Genomic DNA, 13,460 nt, shown 5'->3' with positions numbered 1-13,460 from the left:
CCTAGATTAAATATCTTAAATAAATATAAACCGTACAGATGATGATCGAAAGAATCATTAATGGAAAGGCGATTAACAAGAATTTTCCAAATGAAATATGATGTCCTTCTTTTGCGGCAAGCCCTGCAACGATGACATTGGCACTAGCACCTATTAAAGTTCCATTGCCGCCAAGACAGGCACCAAGAGAGAGACTCCACCAAAGCGGTTCTAAATTATTTATGCCTAGTTCACCCATATCTTTGATCATTGGGATCATAGTGGCAACAAACGGTATATTATCAATAAATGCAGATGCAATGGCGCTCACCCAAAGAATGAGAAGCGATGTAGAAGTCACATCTCCACCAGTTAAATGGACGGAATAATCGGCTAATAACGAAATGACACCGGTTTCAATCAATCCGGATACGAGTACAAATAGCCCAATGAAGAAGAAAATGGTTGTCCATTCCACTTTTAAAAAGGCTTTATCCAAATATTCTTCGCCTGTTAATAGAAGTAACAGAAATGCTCCAGTTAATGCGACAGTCGCCGATTCAATATGTAGCAGCTGATGCAGGAAGAACCCTGCTATGGTAATAGTAAGAGCAATTAATGACTTAGTTAAGAGAGTTTTGTCTGTAATTTCTTCCTTTTCATCCATGTCCATTAATGCTGCTTTTAATTCGGAAGATGTCCGGAGCTGCTTCCGATAGATGAAAGCCAGGATTGCGATATTAACAAATAAGATAAAAAATGAAATAGCAGTAAGGTTATTGATAAATGCCATAAAGGTTAGTTCTTTAACAGCACTTCCAAGCATGATATTAGGTGGGTCACCGATAAGTGTAGAGGTTCCTCCAATATTCGATGCAATGATTTCAGTGATTAAAAATGGTATTGGGTTTACTCGTAATTGCCTTGTAATACTGAAGGTTACAGGCACCATTAATAGAACAGTTGTGACATTATCTAAAAAAGCTGATCCTAGTGCGGTAATAACTCCAAGGACGAGTAAAATTTTTAAGGGATCACCTTTCACTTTTTTTGCAGCCCAAATGGCTATGAATTTAAACAAGCCTGTTTCAGCTGTGATGGCAACTATAATCATCATTCCAGTCAGCAAACCCAGTGTATTAAAATCGATATGGTGTAATGCTTTTTCTTGACCGACAATTCCGAGGATTACCATCATGATTCCGCCGGCCATTGCGATGATAGTACGGTGTATCTTTTCCGTGACAATAAAAGCGTAGGTAACGAGAAATACACCAATTGCGATGATTGCTTGTGTTGACATATATCGACCTCTTCTCCCAAGTTTTTATACATATCATCGAAAAAAGGAGCCCGATTGACAGACTCCGCCTATGTTCAGCATATGTATTTTATACTTAATTTTATAAGACTATTCTTGAGATGTAAAGTGGAAATCTGAAAATTGTGTCGATAAATAAACAGAGGAGAGCTTTAGCCCATCATAATCCTAATTTTTTTATAAAATCCACTGTTTCCTCGTGCTCGGGTTTAATCAGGTTATATAATTTCTTGTCTTTTTTTACAAGTGAATGGCCATTCTCATCTACGATTGGCCTTGTAAATGAAGTGCTTCTTAAAACCTTCCATTCTCCTTCCGTTACCGAAAGCTGAAGGTCAATAATTCCGAGATGGTTACCAAAGGCACCTGCCATCACAACCGGCTTGCCATTGATTTGTCCCGTTTCCATTTTTGTATTTGGTAAGTTAGTGTAAACTGGGCCGGGGAAGACACTATGAGAATGTCCGGCCAAAATAGCATCAATCTCAGGTATTTTTGTCAAATAATAGACCGCATTTTCGGTATCAGGGTTATACGTTTCGCTGCTAATGCCTGTATGGGCAAGGGCAATAATAATATCCGCTCCTTCTTTCTTCATCAACGGTACAAATTCCTTCGCAGTTTCTACCATAGGTTTAGCTATCACTTTACCTTCAAGATTTGCTTTATCCCATTTCATTATTTGGGTTGGCATGAGCGCAATTACACCAATTTTTAGTTCGTGCAGTCTGCCGCTTTGATCCACCAGATTTCTTCTCAAAATGACATAAGGAGTAAAATACGGTTTATTTTTTTTGACCGAATATACATTGGCATTTAATGCCGGCATCTTTAAACCCTTCAAAGCTGCATTTAAAAACTCTAACCCATAGTTAAACTCATGATTTCCAATGGCAATGGCATCATATCGTAAGTAGTTGAAGGCACGATATACCGGGTGTGTTTTTCCTTTATGCATGCCCCTAATTCTGGCTAGATATTCCCCGAGTGGATTTCCCTTTAAATGATCACCATCATCAAACAATAAGGAATTTTTCACTTCTTTCCTAGCCTCACGTATAAGTTCCGCGGTTTTGACAAGGCCAATTCGGTTGTCTGTTTTTGTTTGATAATAATCATAATTGACTAAATCTGCATGTAAATCGGTTGTTTCAAGAATGCGTAAATCAACCAATCCTTCGTATTTAGGAATGGTTTCTGCTGCATTTGAAAAGAAAGAACTAGAAAGCCAAAATAGTGTGAGAAGGATTAGTAATAAAGGAATTCTTTTTTTGTCCACTAAGATTACCCCCCAACCTATTCTTAAACCAAGGTAAGCTTAGTGTTTGTTATTCTTGATAATTTATTACAATTCAGTGAAGTGTGACTTTATTCAAGGCGGTATAGACACATTGTGTTTTATAATAGAGGTGGAATAATTTTCAAGCGCGTCATGGAAACTCATACATAACAAGGGGGAAGTGACAAAATTTTGAATTCGAAAAATAAGATAACCATCATGACCGGTCACTTCGGAAGTGGAAAAACGGAAGTTGCCATTAATCTTGCATTAACTGAAAGATTAACACACGAAAAGGTAGCCATAAATGATTTAGATATTGTAAACCCATATTTTCGTACACGGGATATTGCGAGGATTCTGCAGCAACATGATGTTGAATTAATTGCACCAAAGGATCATTTGGCGGCAGCGGATCTGCCGATCGTGTCCGGTGAAATCTATCGTATCCTGCATGACCGTAGATATCGATTCATTATTGATGCCGGTGGAGATCAAGACGGGGCAACGGCTCTAGGACAATACTATCATGAATGGAAGGATTTAAGACCGGAATTACTTTTTGTTCTAAATGGGAACCGGCCATATGTCAGCACATTGGAGGGAGCTCTTGACACGGTCGGACAGATTGAAAAGGTCTCTCGTCTAAAGGTAAACGGCATTATTAATAACGCAAATATTGGCTTGGAGACAACCATAAGAGATATTGAAAAAGGGTATGAATTGAGCTGCCGCTTGGCAGAAAAGCTGGAAGTTCCTGTTTTGTATACCACCATTTCAAGCCATTTGAAGAGAGTTGCAGAAAACTTTTCTAGCCGCCATGAAGTTGTTTTTATTCAACGGTATATGAAACTACCTTGGGAAAAGGAGCATTCACATGGAGAAAAGAGTAATTTTTAATGAAGAGATTTGTAAGTCATGCAGTTTATGTGTTCATGTATGCCCAACTAACATAATTTATCTGGCAGATTATTTAAATGGGAAGGGCTACCGGCCGGCAACTGTTATAAATCAAGAAAATTGTATAAGTTGTGCAAAGTGTGCCCAAGTTTGCCCGGATGCTGTAATTGCCGTATATAGGCCGGTAAAAATTTTGCAAACAGTGTAATGTGAAGGGAGTTATTCTCATGGTGAAAGTATTAATGAAAGGAAATGAAGTCATTGCAGAGGCTGCAGTACATGCAGGGTGTAAGTATTTTTTTGGCTACCCGATTACACCACAAAGTGAACTTGTCGCCTATATGGCAAGAAGACTTCCTGAAGCTGGAGGATTATTTTTACAGGCTGAGAGTGAAATAGCGGCAATTAATATGGTGTATGGTGCAGCAAGTACCGGAGTAAGGGTCATGACTTCCTCCTCAAGCCCTGGGTTCAGCTTGAAGCAAGAGGGGATTTCCTATCTAGTCGGGTCAGAGCTTCCGGCTGTGATTTGTAATATTGTTCGCGGGGGACCGGGACTTGGGAATATTCAGCCTGCCCAATCAGATTATTTCCAAGCCACCAAAGGCGGCGGACATGGGGATTACAATATCCCTGTTTTAGCGCCGGCAAGTTTACAAGAAATTGTGGAATTGACACAGGATGCTTTTGACATTGCAGACCGTTACAGAACGCCAGTGATTTTAATGGGAGATGGCATGCTGGGGCAAATGATGGAGCCGGTGGAATTTGGAGTATGTCGGGAAACGGAATGGTTGAAGAAGGAATGGGCGACAACAGGCACTCGCGGCGACGGCGGTCCCAAAATTATTACCTCACTTGAACTCGATGCAGAAAGTTTAGAAAAGCGAAACATTCATCTGCAGCAGAAATTTGCTTTGATGAAAGAAAAAGAAGTTCGATATGAAACATATCAAATCGATGATGCAGATTACATAATGGTTGCTTTCGGCACGGTTGCTCGGATCACTATGAATGCCATTACTAAAGCAAGACAGAATGGGATCAAGGTTGGAATGATTAGACCTATTTCCCTTTGGCCATTTCCTGAAAAGCCCTTTATTGAAACAAGAGACCAAGTTAAGTCCTATATATCTGTTGAAATGAGCGCAGGCCAAATGGTAGAAGATGTTAGACTTGCTGTGAATGGGCACGCACCTGTAGACTTCTATGGCAGAACAGGCGGGGTTGTTCCTGCACAAGAGGAAATCTACGATAAGATTATGTCTGCCGCCGGGGGTGCAACGGTATGACAATGAAGACAGTCTTTAAAAAAGCTAGCGGTCTGACCGACAAACCAACACATTATTGTCCAGGCTGTACGCACGGCGTGATTCACCGTCTTGTTGGTGAAGTATTAGAAGAAATGGATATTTTAGAAGATTCGATTGGGGTCGCATCGGTAGGATGTTCGGTGTTATCGTATGAGTATTTTAATTGTGATATGACACAGGCAGCACATGGGCGTGCTCCTGCAGTCGCAACAGGAGTGAAACGGGTGTTGCCTGATCGCTTTGTTTTTACGTACCAAGGGGACGGGGACCTCGCTTCAATCGGAATCAGTGAAGTCATTCATGCTGCGGCAAGAGGGGAGAATATCACCGTTATCTTTGTTAATAATGCCATTTATGGGATGACAGGTGGACAAATGGCCCCTACGACACTGATTGGTCAAAAAACGGCAACCACCCCATTCGGCAGGGATGCCGGTATACAAGGTTCACCCATTAAAGTATGTGAAATGATCGCAACACTTGATGGTGCTGCCTATATTGAGCGGGTTTCCACCCATGATGTTCAGCATGTTCAAAAAGCAAAGAAAGCGATCAGAAAGGCATTTGAAACACAGAAAAAAGGATTAGGCTTTTCCTTGATTGAAGTCCTCTCGACATGTCCAACAAACTGGGGACTAGACCCGGCGGAGTCGCTTGAATGGATAAAGGACAATATGGTCCCTGTCTATCCTCTTGGTATTTATAAAAACAAAGAGGGGGTGAACTAGCTGATGCATGAAGAGATAATCATTGCCGGTTTCGGCGGGCAAGGTGTCATGTCGATGGGACAATTGATTGCCTATGCAGGGATGCTTGAAGGAAAGGGTGTTTCATGGCTTCCCTCCTATGGTCCGGAACAACGGGGAGGTACAGCCAATTGTGCTGTTGTTGTCAGTGATGGGCCTGTTGGCTCTCCGCTTGTATCAAGACCATCAACAGCAATTGTATTGAATAATCCTTCATTTGATAAGTTCGAGCCGCGTGTTCAACCAGGAGGAATATTAATTCTCAATTCTTCATTGGTTGTCAAAGCAACCGGGCGGAAGGACATCAAGGTAATCGAAATACGTGCAACCGACATAGCCAATGACTTAGGAAATCCCCGTGTTGCCAATATGATTTTATTAGGTGCATTTCTAGAGTCCAGAAAAATTGTTTCAAATGAGTCCATTATTGAGTCATTAAAGAAAGTTCTATCAGCTGATAAACATCATTTATTAGAGATTAATAAGCAGGCACTGGAAAAGGGTGCATCTTTAATTGGGGTATGTAAATCATAATAATAAAAAAGGAGGAATGTAGAGTGGAAAAAAATTCAGTCAAAGCATATATGGAATATAGTGAAGAGAAATTTACAAAAAGAGTTATTTATAAAAAAGGTGAAACAACTGCATTTGTCTTAAACTTCTTACCGGGGCAGCAGCTTCCAACACATAAACATCCGGGTACAGAGGTGTACCTATATGTTGTGACAGGAAACGGAACGATTATGATTGATGGTTTAGAGACAGAAGTTTCTGAAGCAGATCTTATACATGTTAACAGTGAAGAAGAAATGGCCTTTAAAAATAGCGGAAGTGAACCGCTAAGCTTGTATGTAGTGTTAAGTAAAATCCCAAGCGAACAATATGCAAAAAATATATAACCACTTAAGAAAGAAGCCAGCCTGATATGAATTAGGCCGGCTTCTTTCTTTTATCCTGCTGATGTTTATTCTTATAGCCAAAAAACCACCAATTCCAATCACCAAGCAGTTTCATTAAAGCAGGAACCAAAACCATCCTCACGATCGTTGCATCAATGAAAATGGCGATGGCAATTCCTACGCCCAGCTGTTTGACAGGCATTACTCCTGTGAAGGCAAACGCCCCTGTAACCACAATCATGATGGCCGCCGCAGAGGTAATTATTTTACTCGTGTAAGTTAAACCAGAAATGGTCGCTTCACTATTATTACCGGTCCTTATATAAAACTCCTGAATCCTTGAAATAAGAAATACCTCATAATCCATAGAGAGTCCAAACACGAGAGTGAACACAAATACAGGCAAAATTAAGGCGATATCGACAGGTGTTATACCGAGATGACCCTGTTGGAATATCCAAACGACAATCCCGAATGTGCAGCCGAGGCTTAAAACATTCATTAATATAGCTTTTATTGGGATAAGAATGGACCGGAATGCTGCCATGAGAATGATAAAGGTAGAAACCATAATTAATAATAATCCGTAGGGGGCTTTTTGATAAATTTCTGCAAAAATTTCTTGCTCGAATTTAATTGGACCTCCAAATGATGCCTTTACTCCGATATCCTTTTCTGACCATTCACTAACCCACTGTCTTGCTTTTGCGGAATGTTCGTCCGTATTTAAATACACTTCGAGAAGCATTTGATTGTCCCTGATAAAATAGTCAGTAATTGGAGCAGTCATCGTCATGTTGCCATGATTAAGCAACTGATAAAGCTGTTCAACATTCGTTATCCCTGTTGCTGAAAAGGGTGAGTCAACTGTATTCACAAGCTGATCGTTCTCAAGTTTATCAATTACCTTAGACACTTTTTCTAAGTTGTTTTTTTCAATAACCTTACCATTCGTTTGGAGGACAACCGTCACTTTTTTCGCATCGCGCTTTTCCTCCGCAATAAAATGTTCTTGAAAGGTTTCTAATGCCACTCTTGAAGGATATTTAGCAGGTAGGGAATCTGTTCCGGGAATTGCTAACACCATTTGCTTCACCGGTATGAGCCCAACTAACAGAATGGCAAGTGCCGCGGCAGCCATTATGACTGGACGGCGCATCACAAGCTTAGCAAATTTATGCCATATGCTCGTTTGCTTATCAGATATTCTAAGGACACTTAGCTTGTTAATCTTCTTTCCAAGAATGGCAAGTAAGGCAGGAAGGAAGGTTAAAGCACATAAGGCAGAAATCAATACTACTATCATCCCGCCAAGAGCAACATTTTGAAAAATATCAATTTTGATAAACCAAAGCCCTGATAATCCAATAAATACGCAAAGTCCTGAAAAAATAATGGACCGTCCTGCGGTTGCCACTGTAATTTCAAGGGATTCCCGGATTGATTTTGATTGTAACTCCTCTTTGTAACGATTGATAAATAACAAAGCAAAATCAATGCTTAGCGCAAGGCCAATCATCGGGACTATATTTAAAATAAAGATGGTCAAATCAGCGCTATAACTAAAAAAATATACCGTCCCCATTGTTGCTAGTATGGAGACCACCCCAATAACAAGCGGCAGAGATGCCGCGACAAGACTGCCAAAAGCCAGGACGAGAACTAGTAAGGCAATTGGCAGACCAATCATCTCCGCTTTGGCTAAATCTTCTTGACTTGCCACATTTAAGTCCTGAACAATAATGGGCTCTCCGGTCATAGTGACTTTTAAGCCAGGTTTATTTTTGAGAAGAGTCTTTAATTTTTCAATTTCTTTGCTAAGGTTTTCTGCCTTTTTATCAAAAGTAATGAGTCCATAAGCATTTTGATCTTTAATCATTCCTTCCCGTTCGAAAGGGGAGGTGATTTTTTTTGCACCATCAAAGTCATCTAATTTTTCAATGGTAACCTTAATGAATTTCCTGAAATCAGTGTTACTAACTGATTGATCTTTTTCGAAGACGAGGATAATTGATGATTTAGCATGTCCAAAGTTTTCTTCCAGAAGTTTTCTTGTCTCGTTGTATTCCCCTTTATATTCGAAGCCATTACCGCTTAAAACAGAGGGTAATTTCAGTGCGAAAAACCCGCATAAACAAATGATGATAACCCAAATCATCAGCACCCATTTCCGATTTCGGTAAATGTATCCTCCAAATTTCTCCAAAAATATCCCCTCCTTTAAGAAATCAGATTCCCTTCCTTCAGTATACAGAAGAATGCAAGTGATTCGGATAACTTTTTCGTGACTATTTCATTTTTGAGGCTAAATTGAGGTATCATTCGTTAAATTTTCCCCCTAATCCAACACGAAAATTCACTTCACTTTAACGGAAGGAATGGAAAGAAGGTAAAAATGTTCAAATTAGATTTTACAAATGTAAAGATATTGTGAATTGGTGCTCCTTTTTTGATACAATGTAGAAAAATAAACGTATGTCAGGTGAGATTAAGTGGATCGAGAAAAATTAAACAAGGTGATTGAAGCGGCTAAATTATATTATTTATTGGATTATAACCAAAATGAGATTGCTAAGATGCTGGGGGTTTCCCGCCCAACTGTATCAAGATTATTACAGCAGGCGAAAAGTGACGGCATCGTCCAGATTAATATCATGGATCCGACAGAAGATGCTGAAAATTTGGCTGTGCAATTAGAAGAAAAATTCAATTTAAAAAAAGCGGTGATCGCTTCCATCCCTCAATATGAAAATCATATTATTAAAAATTACTTGGGAGAAAAGGCTGCCCATTACCTTAATGACATTGTGAAAGATGATGATATTATCGGAGTGACATGGGGAACGACTCTCTATCATATTGCGATTGAGTTACAACAGAAATTTGTGAAAAACGTGAAGGTGGTTCAATTAAAGGGAGGCGTAAGTTATGCCGAAACGAACACATATGCTTCCGAAATATTGTACCTGTTTGGCAAGGCCTATAACACTACTCCAAACCACCTTCCATTACCGGCTATTGTCGACCATGTTGTCGTCAAGCAGGCGATGGAGGTGGACCGCCATATTCGAAACATATTAGAGCTGGGAAGACAAGCAAATATTGCCTTGTTTACCATTGGTTCAATTAAAACAGACTCTTTATTATTTCAGTTAGGCTATTTTACTGAGAGTGATTTGGAATCCCTTAAGGGAAAAGCAGTAGGTGATATTTGTTCCCGTTTTTTTGATAAGAATGGTGAAATATGTAATGAAAGCTTGAATGAAAGAACCCTTGGTGTCAATCTTGATGAATTGAGAAAGAAGGAATATTCGATAGTTGTTGCAGGCGGACCCAATAAAATTGACGGAATTTATGGGGCATTAAAAGGTAAATATGCGAATGTGCTAATCACAGATCAATTTACAGCAAAATTTTTACTTGATAAAAAGGAATAGCCGGCATCACAGCAGTGAGCACTTTTTAAATTAGTTTTTTACATTTGTTCATAAATGTATTTACAAATGTTCAAGTTATTTGATATAGTTACATTGGATAAAGGAAGCTTGAATCTAATTTATAAATTTGTATTATATGGGGAGGATATTAAAAATGACACAAAACATTGTCAGAATGATTGACCATACATTATTAAAGGCTGATGCTACTCGTGAAGAAGTTGTAAAAATTGTTGAGGAAGCAAAGCAATATTTATTTGCATCTGTTTGTGTTAATCCAACTTGGGTTAAGACAGCTGCAGAAATGCTGAAAGACACTGAAGAAGTAAAAGTGTGTACTGTTATTGGGTTTCCATTGGGTGCATCTACACCGGAAACGAAGGCATTTGAAACTAGCAATGCGATTGAAAACGGCGCAGATGAGATCGATATGGTTATTAATATTGCGGCATTAAAGGATCAGCAGGATGATTTAGTTGAAAAAGATATCCGTGCTGTTGTCGAAGCCGCAAAGGGCAAGGCAATAGTAAAGGTCATCATCGAAACCTGCTTGTTAACGAATGAAGAAAAGGTTAGAGCGTGTGAGCTTTCTGTAAAAGCAGGAGCAGATTTTGTGAAAACATCAACCGGATTTTCAACAGGTGGAGCAACTGTGGAGGATATCCGTTTAATGCGTCAGACAGTCGGCCCTGAAATTGGTGTGAAGGCATCGGGTGGTGTTCGCAGCCGTGAAGATGCATTGGCAATGGCCGAAGCAGGAGCAACCCGAATTGGTGCAAGTTCTGGTGTTTCGATTGCAAATGGAGAGCTTTCATTAAGTAACTATTAATTATCTAAATGTGAGGGAACTCGAATGAAAGAAGTTTTACTGGCATTAGTGGCTGGATTAGTTGTTGGTATGCTGTTTAAATTCTTAAAATTGCCATTGCCTGCACCCCCGGTTTTTTCGGCAGTAGTAGGTGTGTTCGGTGTGTATTTCGGCGGAGTCGTACTTGATTGGATTATGAAGTTAATCCAGCATTAATACTTAGGCGAAGCGTTCCTTATGAGTTTTTTTCCTAAAGATTTAATTAAATATATGAATGAAAAAGAGAAGCTATCAACATTGTAGCTTCTCTTTTATTGTCTTTTGCTGCTCGAGATTATCTTAAGAATTGAAGGAAGGATATACGAACATAATATACTAAGATCTTTAAAAAGGAATGATACTATGATTTATATTTATAATGATTATGGCGGGACACATACTACTTCATTAGCAGCGGCGTATCATTTGAAACAGCTTCCACAATCTGAACGGAAACTTACACGAGAAGAAATATTGAATGTGAAATACTTCAATAAATTAGCAAAAGAAGACTTTGGGAAGTTGATTTTTCACGGAGTTGATGACAAAGGAAATTCTGTTTACACCATCGGACGAAAACGAAATAAATATGTCATTCCAGCATTAAAAGAAATGGTTTTATTACTGCAAGAAAAACATCAGTTCAATGAAAAAATTGTTTTTTCCAATACCTCACCGACTGTTCCATTTGCCATGTCAATGGGGGGATTTTTCTCTAGAGGGTTAAAAATTGATGTGATTGGTGTACCGTTATTAGTGAAAGGTGCCAAACGCTGCTGTGATAATATTTATCGTTTAGTTGAAAATACGAAAGAAATAGGGGGGACAACCTTTGCGGAAAATGTCATTATATTAGAAAATGAAATGTATAAGTAGAAAAGGTAGGGTGTTGAGCAAAAATGAATAAAAAAATAGGTTTTATTGGAGCGGGGAAAATGGCTCAAGCCATGATTGAAGGGATTGTAACATCTAATATGATTCCGAAAGAAAAGATTATGGCAAGTGCTGCAACAGAGGAAACAATTAATAAAATTGATCGGATCCACGGGATTTTTACAACTTTACATAACAAAGATGTTGTTAGGTTTGCAGACATTTTAATCCTGGCGGTGAAACCGGAGCTTTATCTATCGGTCATTGAAGAAATAAAAGAGGATATGAAACAAAGTGCAATCCTTGTTACTATTGCAGCAGGAATTACCTTACTGGATATTGAACAAGCATTTGGCTTTCAAGTAAAGGCTGTCCGGACTATGCCAAATACCCCTTCATTGGTTGGCGAAGGGATGAGTGCAATTTGTGCAAATGATTATCTTAGCGAAGCGGAGATAGCTGAAGTGGAGACTTTATTCAGTTGCTTCGGAAAAACCGAACGTTTGCAGGAAAAATTAATGGATGCCATACCCTCTATAAGCGGTTCCTCTCCGGCATACGTTTACATGTTAATAGAGGCAATGGCTGATGGGGGCGTACGTCAGGGAATACCCAGAGCCAAGGCTTACCGGCTTGCTGCGCAGGCGGTTTTAGGTGCAGCGAAAATGGTTCTTGAGACAGGTGTACATCCGGGAGAACTGAAAGATCATGTTTGCACGCCTGGAGGCGCAACTATAGAGGCAGTGGCAACTCTTGAGGAGAAGCAATTTCGGGGGGCAATTATGGCCGCAATGGAGAGCTGTACTAGGAAGGTAAAACATATTGAAAAATGAGTTATTTAGCCTTTCCGTCTTAACTATTACTATTTTATGTATTTTGGTTATTTTATTAAAATATTTAATCATACGGAAAACACTCGATTTAAGGAATAGAGAAAAAATTGAAAACTATAAAGAAACCTACAATCCTCATATTTATCGCATGTTGACAGAAGGCACCTATTCCAGAAAACTGAAGCCGGAGACTGGCCTTCAGCAGAAGGCATTTGAAGAGCTTCTCAGCCGCTATATCAAAGTAATAGAAGGGGTAGAAGAAAAGGAACGATTATCCGAATTAGCTTCAATGTATTTATCTGATTACTATCGGAAGAGACTGAATAGCATAAAATGGAGTACACGAATGAATACCCTTTATCATATTGAGGATTTCCATATGATTTCTTTATTAGATGATGTGTATTTGTTAACGAAAAAGAAGCAGCTTTCCCATGAAGAGCTTGTACATAGTTTGAGAATTTTGGCTTTATTTAAATTTGAATCAATATTGAACTTGCTTACGACTAAATATCGGCATCTAACTGAATATGATTACCGTCATATTTTACTCCGTTTACATGAGCATCAATTTGATCAATTTGATCAATTAGTTCTTTATTTCCATAAAGCGGAGCTCTCATTACAGAAAGCCGTTCTTGAAGTAATCTCTATTAAAAGAGAGCTAACCTATCTACCGTTCATTGAAAATATTATTTCCAGCTATTTAGGAGAAATCAAGCTAAGGGCTTTAAAAGCAGTTGCGCAAATTGGTTATGTAAAAAATATTGATCCGTATTTAGACCTCCTATATTCTACTAAATGGGAGGAACGACTGGTTGCAGCAAAATTAGTTGGATCATTAAAGGAAGAAAAAGCTTTGGCAAGATTAATTGAGCTCCTGCATGATCAGGCGTGGTGGGTTCGTTCCCAAGCAGGACAGTCTATTAGCCAATTTGCTAATGGGAAAGATGTTTTACGGAAGGTATTAGAAACATCTAAGGATGCTTTCGCAAAAGATATGGCCTGGGAATGGCTGCATAAAGGGGTTTAA

The 13,460-nt window shown here is 39.1% G+C and carries 15 protein-coding genes; 12 read left to right on the top strand and 3 right to left on the bottom strand.

The window, feature by feature from the left end:
• Position 1: 1 nt before the first annotated feature.
• Both ACO1D1_RS23470 and ACO1D1_RS23465 read right to left on the bottom strand, forming a co-directional pair.
• Positions 2-1,282, bottom strand: a complete 1,281-nt coding sequence (locus ACO1D1_RS23470; protein WP_423337333.1) for an ArsB/NhaD family transporter — start codon at positions 1,280-1,282, stop codon at positions 2-4.
• Positions 1,283-1,460: 178 nt separating this feature from the next.
• Complete coding sequence (locus ACO1D1_RS23465; protein ID WP_190284839.1) at positions 1,461-2,579, bottom strand: metallophosphoesterase; 1,119 nt, start codon at positions 2,577-2,579, stop codon at positions 1,461-1,463.
• A 192-nt stretch (positions 2,580-2,771) separates the two neighbouring features.
• Between ACO1D1_RS23465 and ACO1D1_RS23460 the strand changes: the two genes are divergently transcribed.
• The 6 genes from ACO1D1_RS23460 to ACO1D1_RS23435 are packed head-to-tail and all read left to right on the top strand — an operon-like array spanning position 2,772 to position 6,437.
• On the top strand, positions 2,772-3,479 hold the full coding sequence (locus tag ACO1D1_RS23460; RefSeq protein ID WP_423337332.1) for a hypothetical protein: 708 nt from the start codon (positions 2,772-2,774) through the stop codon (positions 3,477-3,479).
• On the top strand, positions 3,457-3,687 hold the full coding sequence (locus ACO1D1_RS23455; RefSeq protein ID WP_149869143.1) for a 4Fe-4S binding protein: 231 nt from the start codon (positions 3,457-3,459) through the stop codon (positions 3,685-3,687). The genes ACO1D1_RS23460 and ACO1D1_RS23455 overlap by 23 nt, the downstream gene beginning before the upstream one ends.
• A gap of 19 nt (positions 3,688-3,706) precedes the next feature.
• On the top strand, positions 3,707-4,771 hold the full coding sequence (locus tag ACO1D1_RS23450; RefSeq protein WP_423337331.1) for a 3-methyl-2-oxobutanoate dehydrogenase subunit VorB: 1,065 nt from the start codon (positions 3,707-3,709) through the stop codon (positions 4,769-4,771).
• Positions 4,768-5,520, top strand: coding sequence for a thiamine pyrophosphate-dependent enzyme (locus tag ACO1D1_RS23445; protein WP_423337330.1), 753 nt, complete (start codon positions 4,768-4,770; stop codon positions 5,518-5,520). Before ACO1D1_RS23450 ends, ACO1D1_RS23445 begins: the two co-directional genes overlap by 4 nt.
• Positions 5,521-5,523: 3 nt before the next feature.
• Positions 5,524-6,072: a 2-oxoacid:acceptor oxidoreductase family protein gene (locus ACO1D1_RS23440; protein ID WP_149869146.1), complete on the top strand. Its 549-nt coding sequence runs from the start codon at positions 5,524-5,526 to the stop codon at positions 6,070-6,072.
• 23 nt (positions 6,073-6,095) lie between these two features.
• On the top strand, positions 6,096-6,437 hold the full coding sequence (locus tag ACO1D1_RS23435; RefSeq protein ID WP_423337329.1) for a cupin domain-containing protein: 342 nt from the start codon (positions 6,096-6,098) through the stop codon (positions 6,435-6,437).
• Between the two features lie 31 nt (positions 6,438-6,468).
• Here ACO1D1_RS23435 and ACO1D1_RS23430 read toward each other — a convergent pair whose 3' ends face one another.
• Positions 6,469-8,643, bottom strand: a complete 2,175-nt coding sequence (locus tag ACO1D1_RS23430) for an MMPL family transporter (protein WP_423337328.1) — start codon at positions 8,641-8,643, stop codon at positions 6,469-6,471.
• 286 nt (positions 8,644-8,929) lie between these two features.
• Here ACO1D1_RS23430 and ACO1D1_RS23425 point away from each other — a divergent pair, with 286 nt between their 5' ends.
• From ACO1D1_RS23425 to ACO1D1_RS23400, 6 genes are all read left to right on the top strand, one after another.
• Positions 8,930-9,874: a sugar-binding transcriptional regulator gene (locus ACO1D1_RS23425; RefSeq protein ID WP_149869149.1), complete on the top strand. Its 945-nt coding sequence runs from the start codon at positions 8,930-8,932 to the stop codon at positions 9,872-9,874.
• A 154-nt stretch (positions 9,875-10,028) separates the two neighbouring features.
• A complete protein-coding gene (gene deoC / locus ACO1D1_RS23420; RefSeq protein WP_149869150.1) occupies positions 10,029-10,703 on the top strand; it encodes a deoxyribose-phosphate aldolase in 675 nt (224 codons plus the stop codon).
• Positions 10,704-10,727: 24 nt separating this feature from the next.
• Positions 10,728-10,898 carry a XapX domain-containing protein gene (locus ACO1D1_RS23415; protein ID WP_149869151.1) on the top strand — a complete coding sequence of 57 codons (171 nt, stop codon included), beginning with the start codon at positions 10,728-10,730 and terminating at the stop codon, positions 10,896-10,898.
• Between the two features lie 186 nt (positions 10,899-11,084).
• Positions 11,085-11,597 carry a DUF3189 family protein gene (locus tag ACO1D1_RS23410; protein ID WP_149869152.1) on the top strand — a complete coding sequence of 171 codons (513 nt, stop codon included), beginning with the start codon at positions 11,085-11,087 and terminating at the stop codon, positions 11,595-11,597.
• A gap of 23 nt (positions 11,598-11,620) precedes the next feature.
• Entirely contained in the window at positions 11,621-12,427 is an 807-nt protein-coding gene (gene proC, locus ACO1D1_RS23405) for a pyrroline-5-carboxylate reductase (RefSeq protein WP_149869153.1), read from the top strand.
• Positions 12,417-13,460, top strand: coding sequence for a HEAT repeat domain-containing protein (locus tag ACO1D1_RS23400; protein WP_423337327.1), 1,044 nt, complete (start codon positions 12,417-12,419; stop codon positions 13,458-13,460). Before proC ends, ACO1D1_RS23400 begins: the two co-directional genes overlap by 11 nt.

The sequence above is a fragment of the Neobacillus sp. 19 genome (assembly GCF_049463095.1).
Lineage (GTDB): Bacteria > Bacillota > Bacilli > Bacillales > Cytobacillaceae > Neobacillus.
The sequence above is the reverse complement of the archived record's forward strand: the minus strand, read 5'-3'. Positions and strand labels throughout refer to the sequence as shown.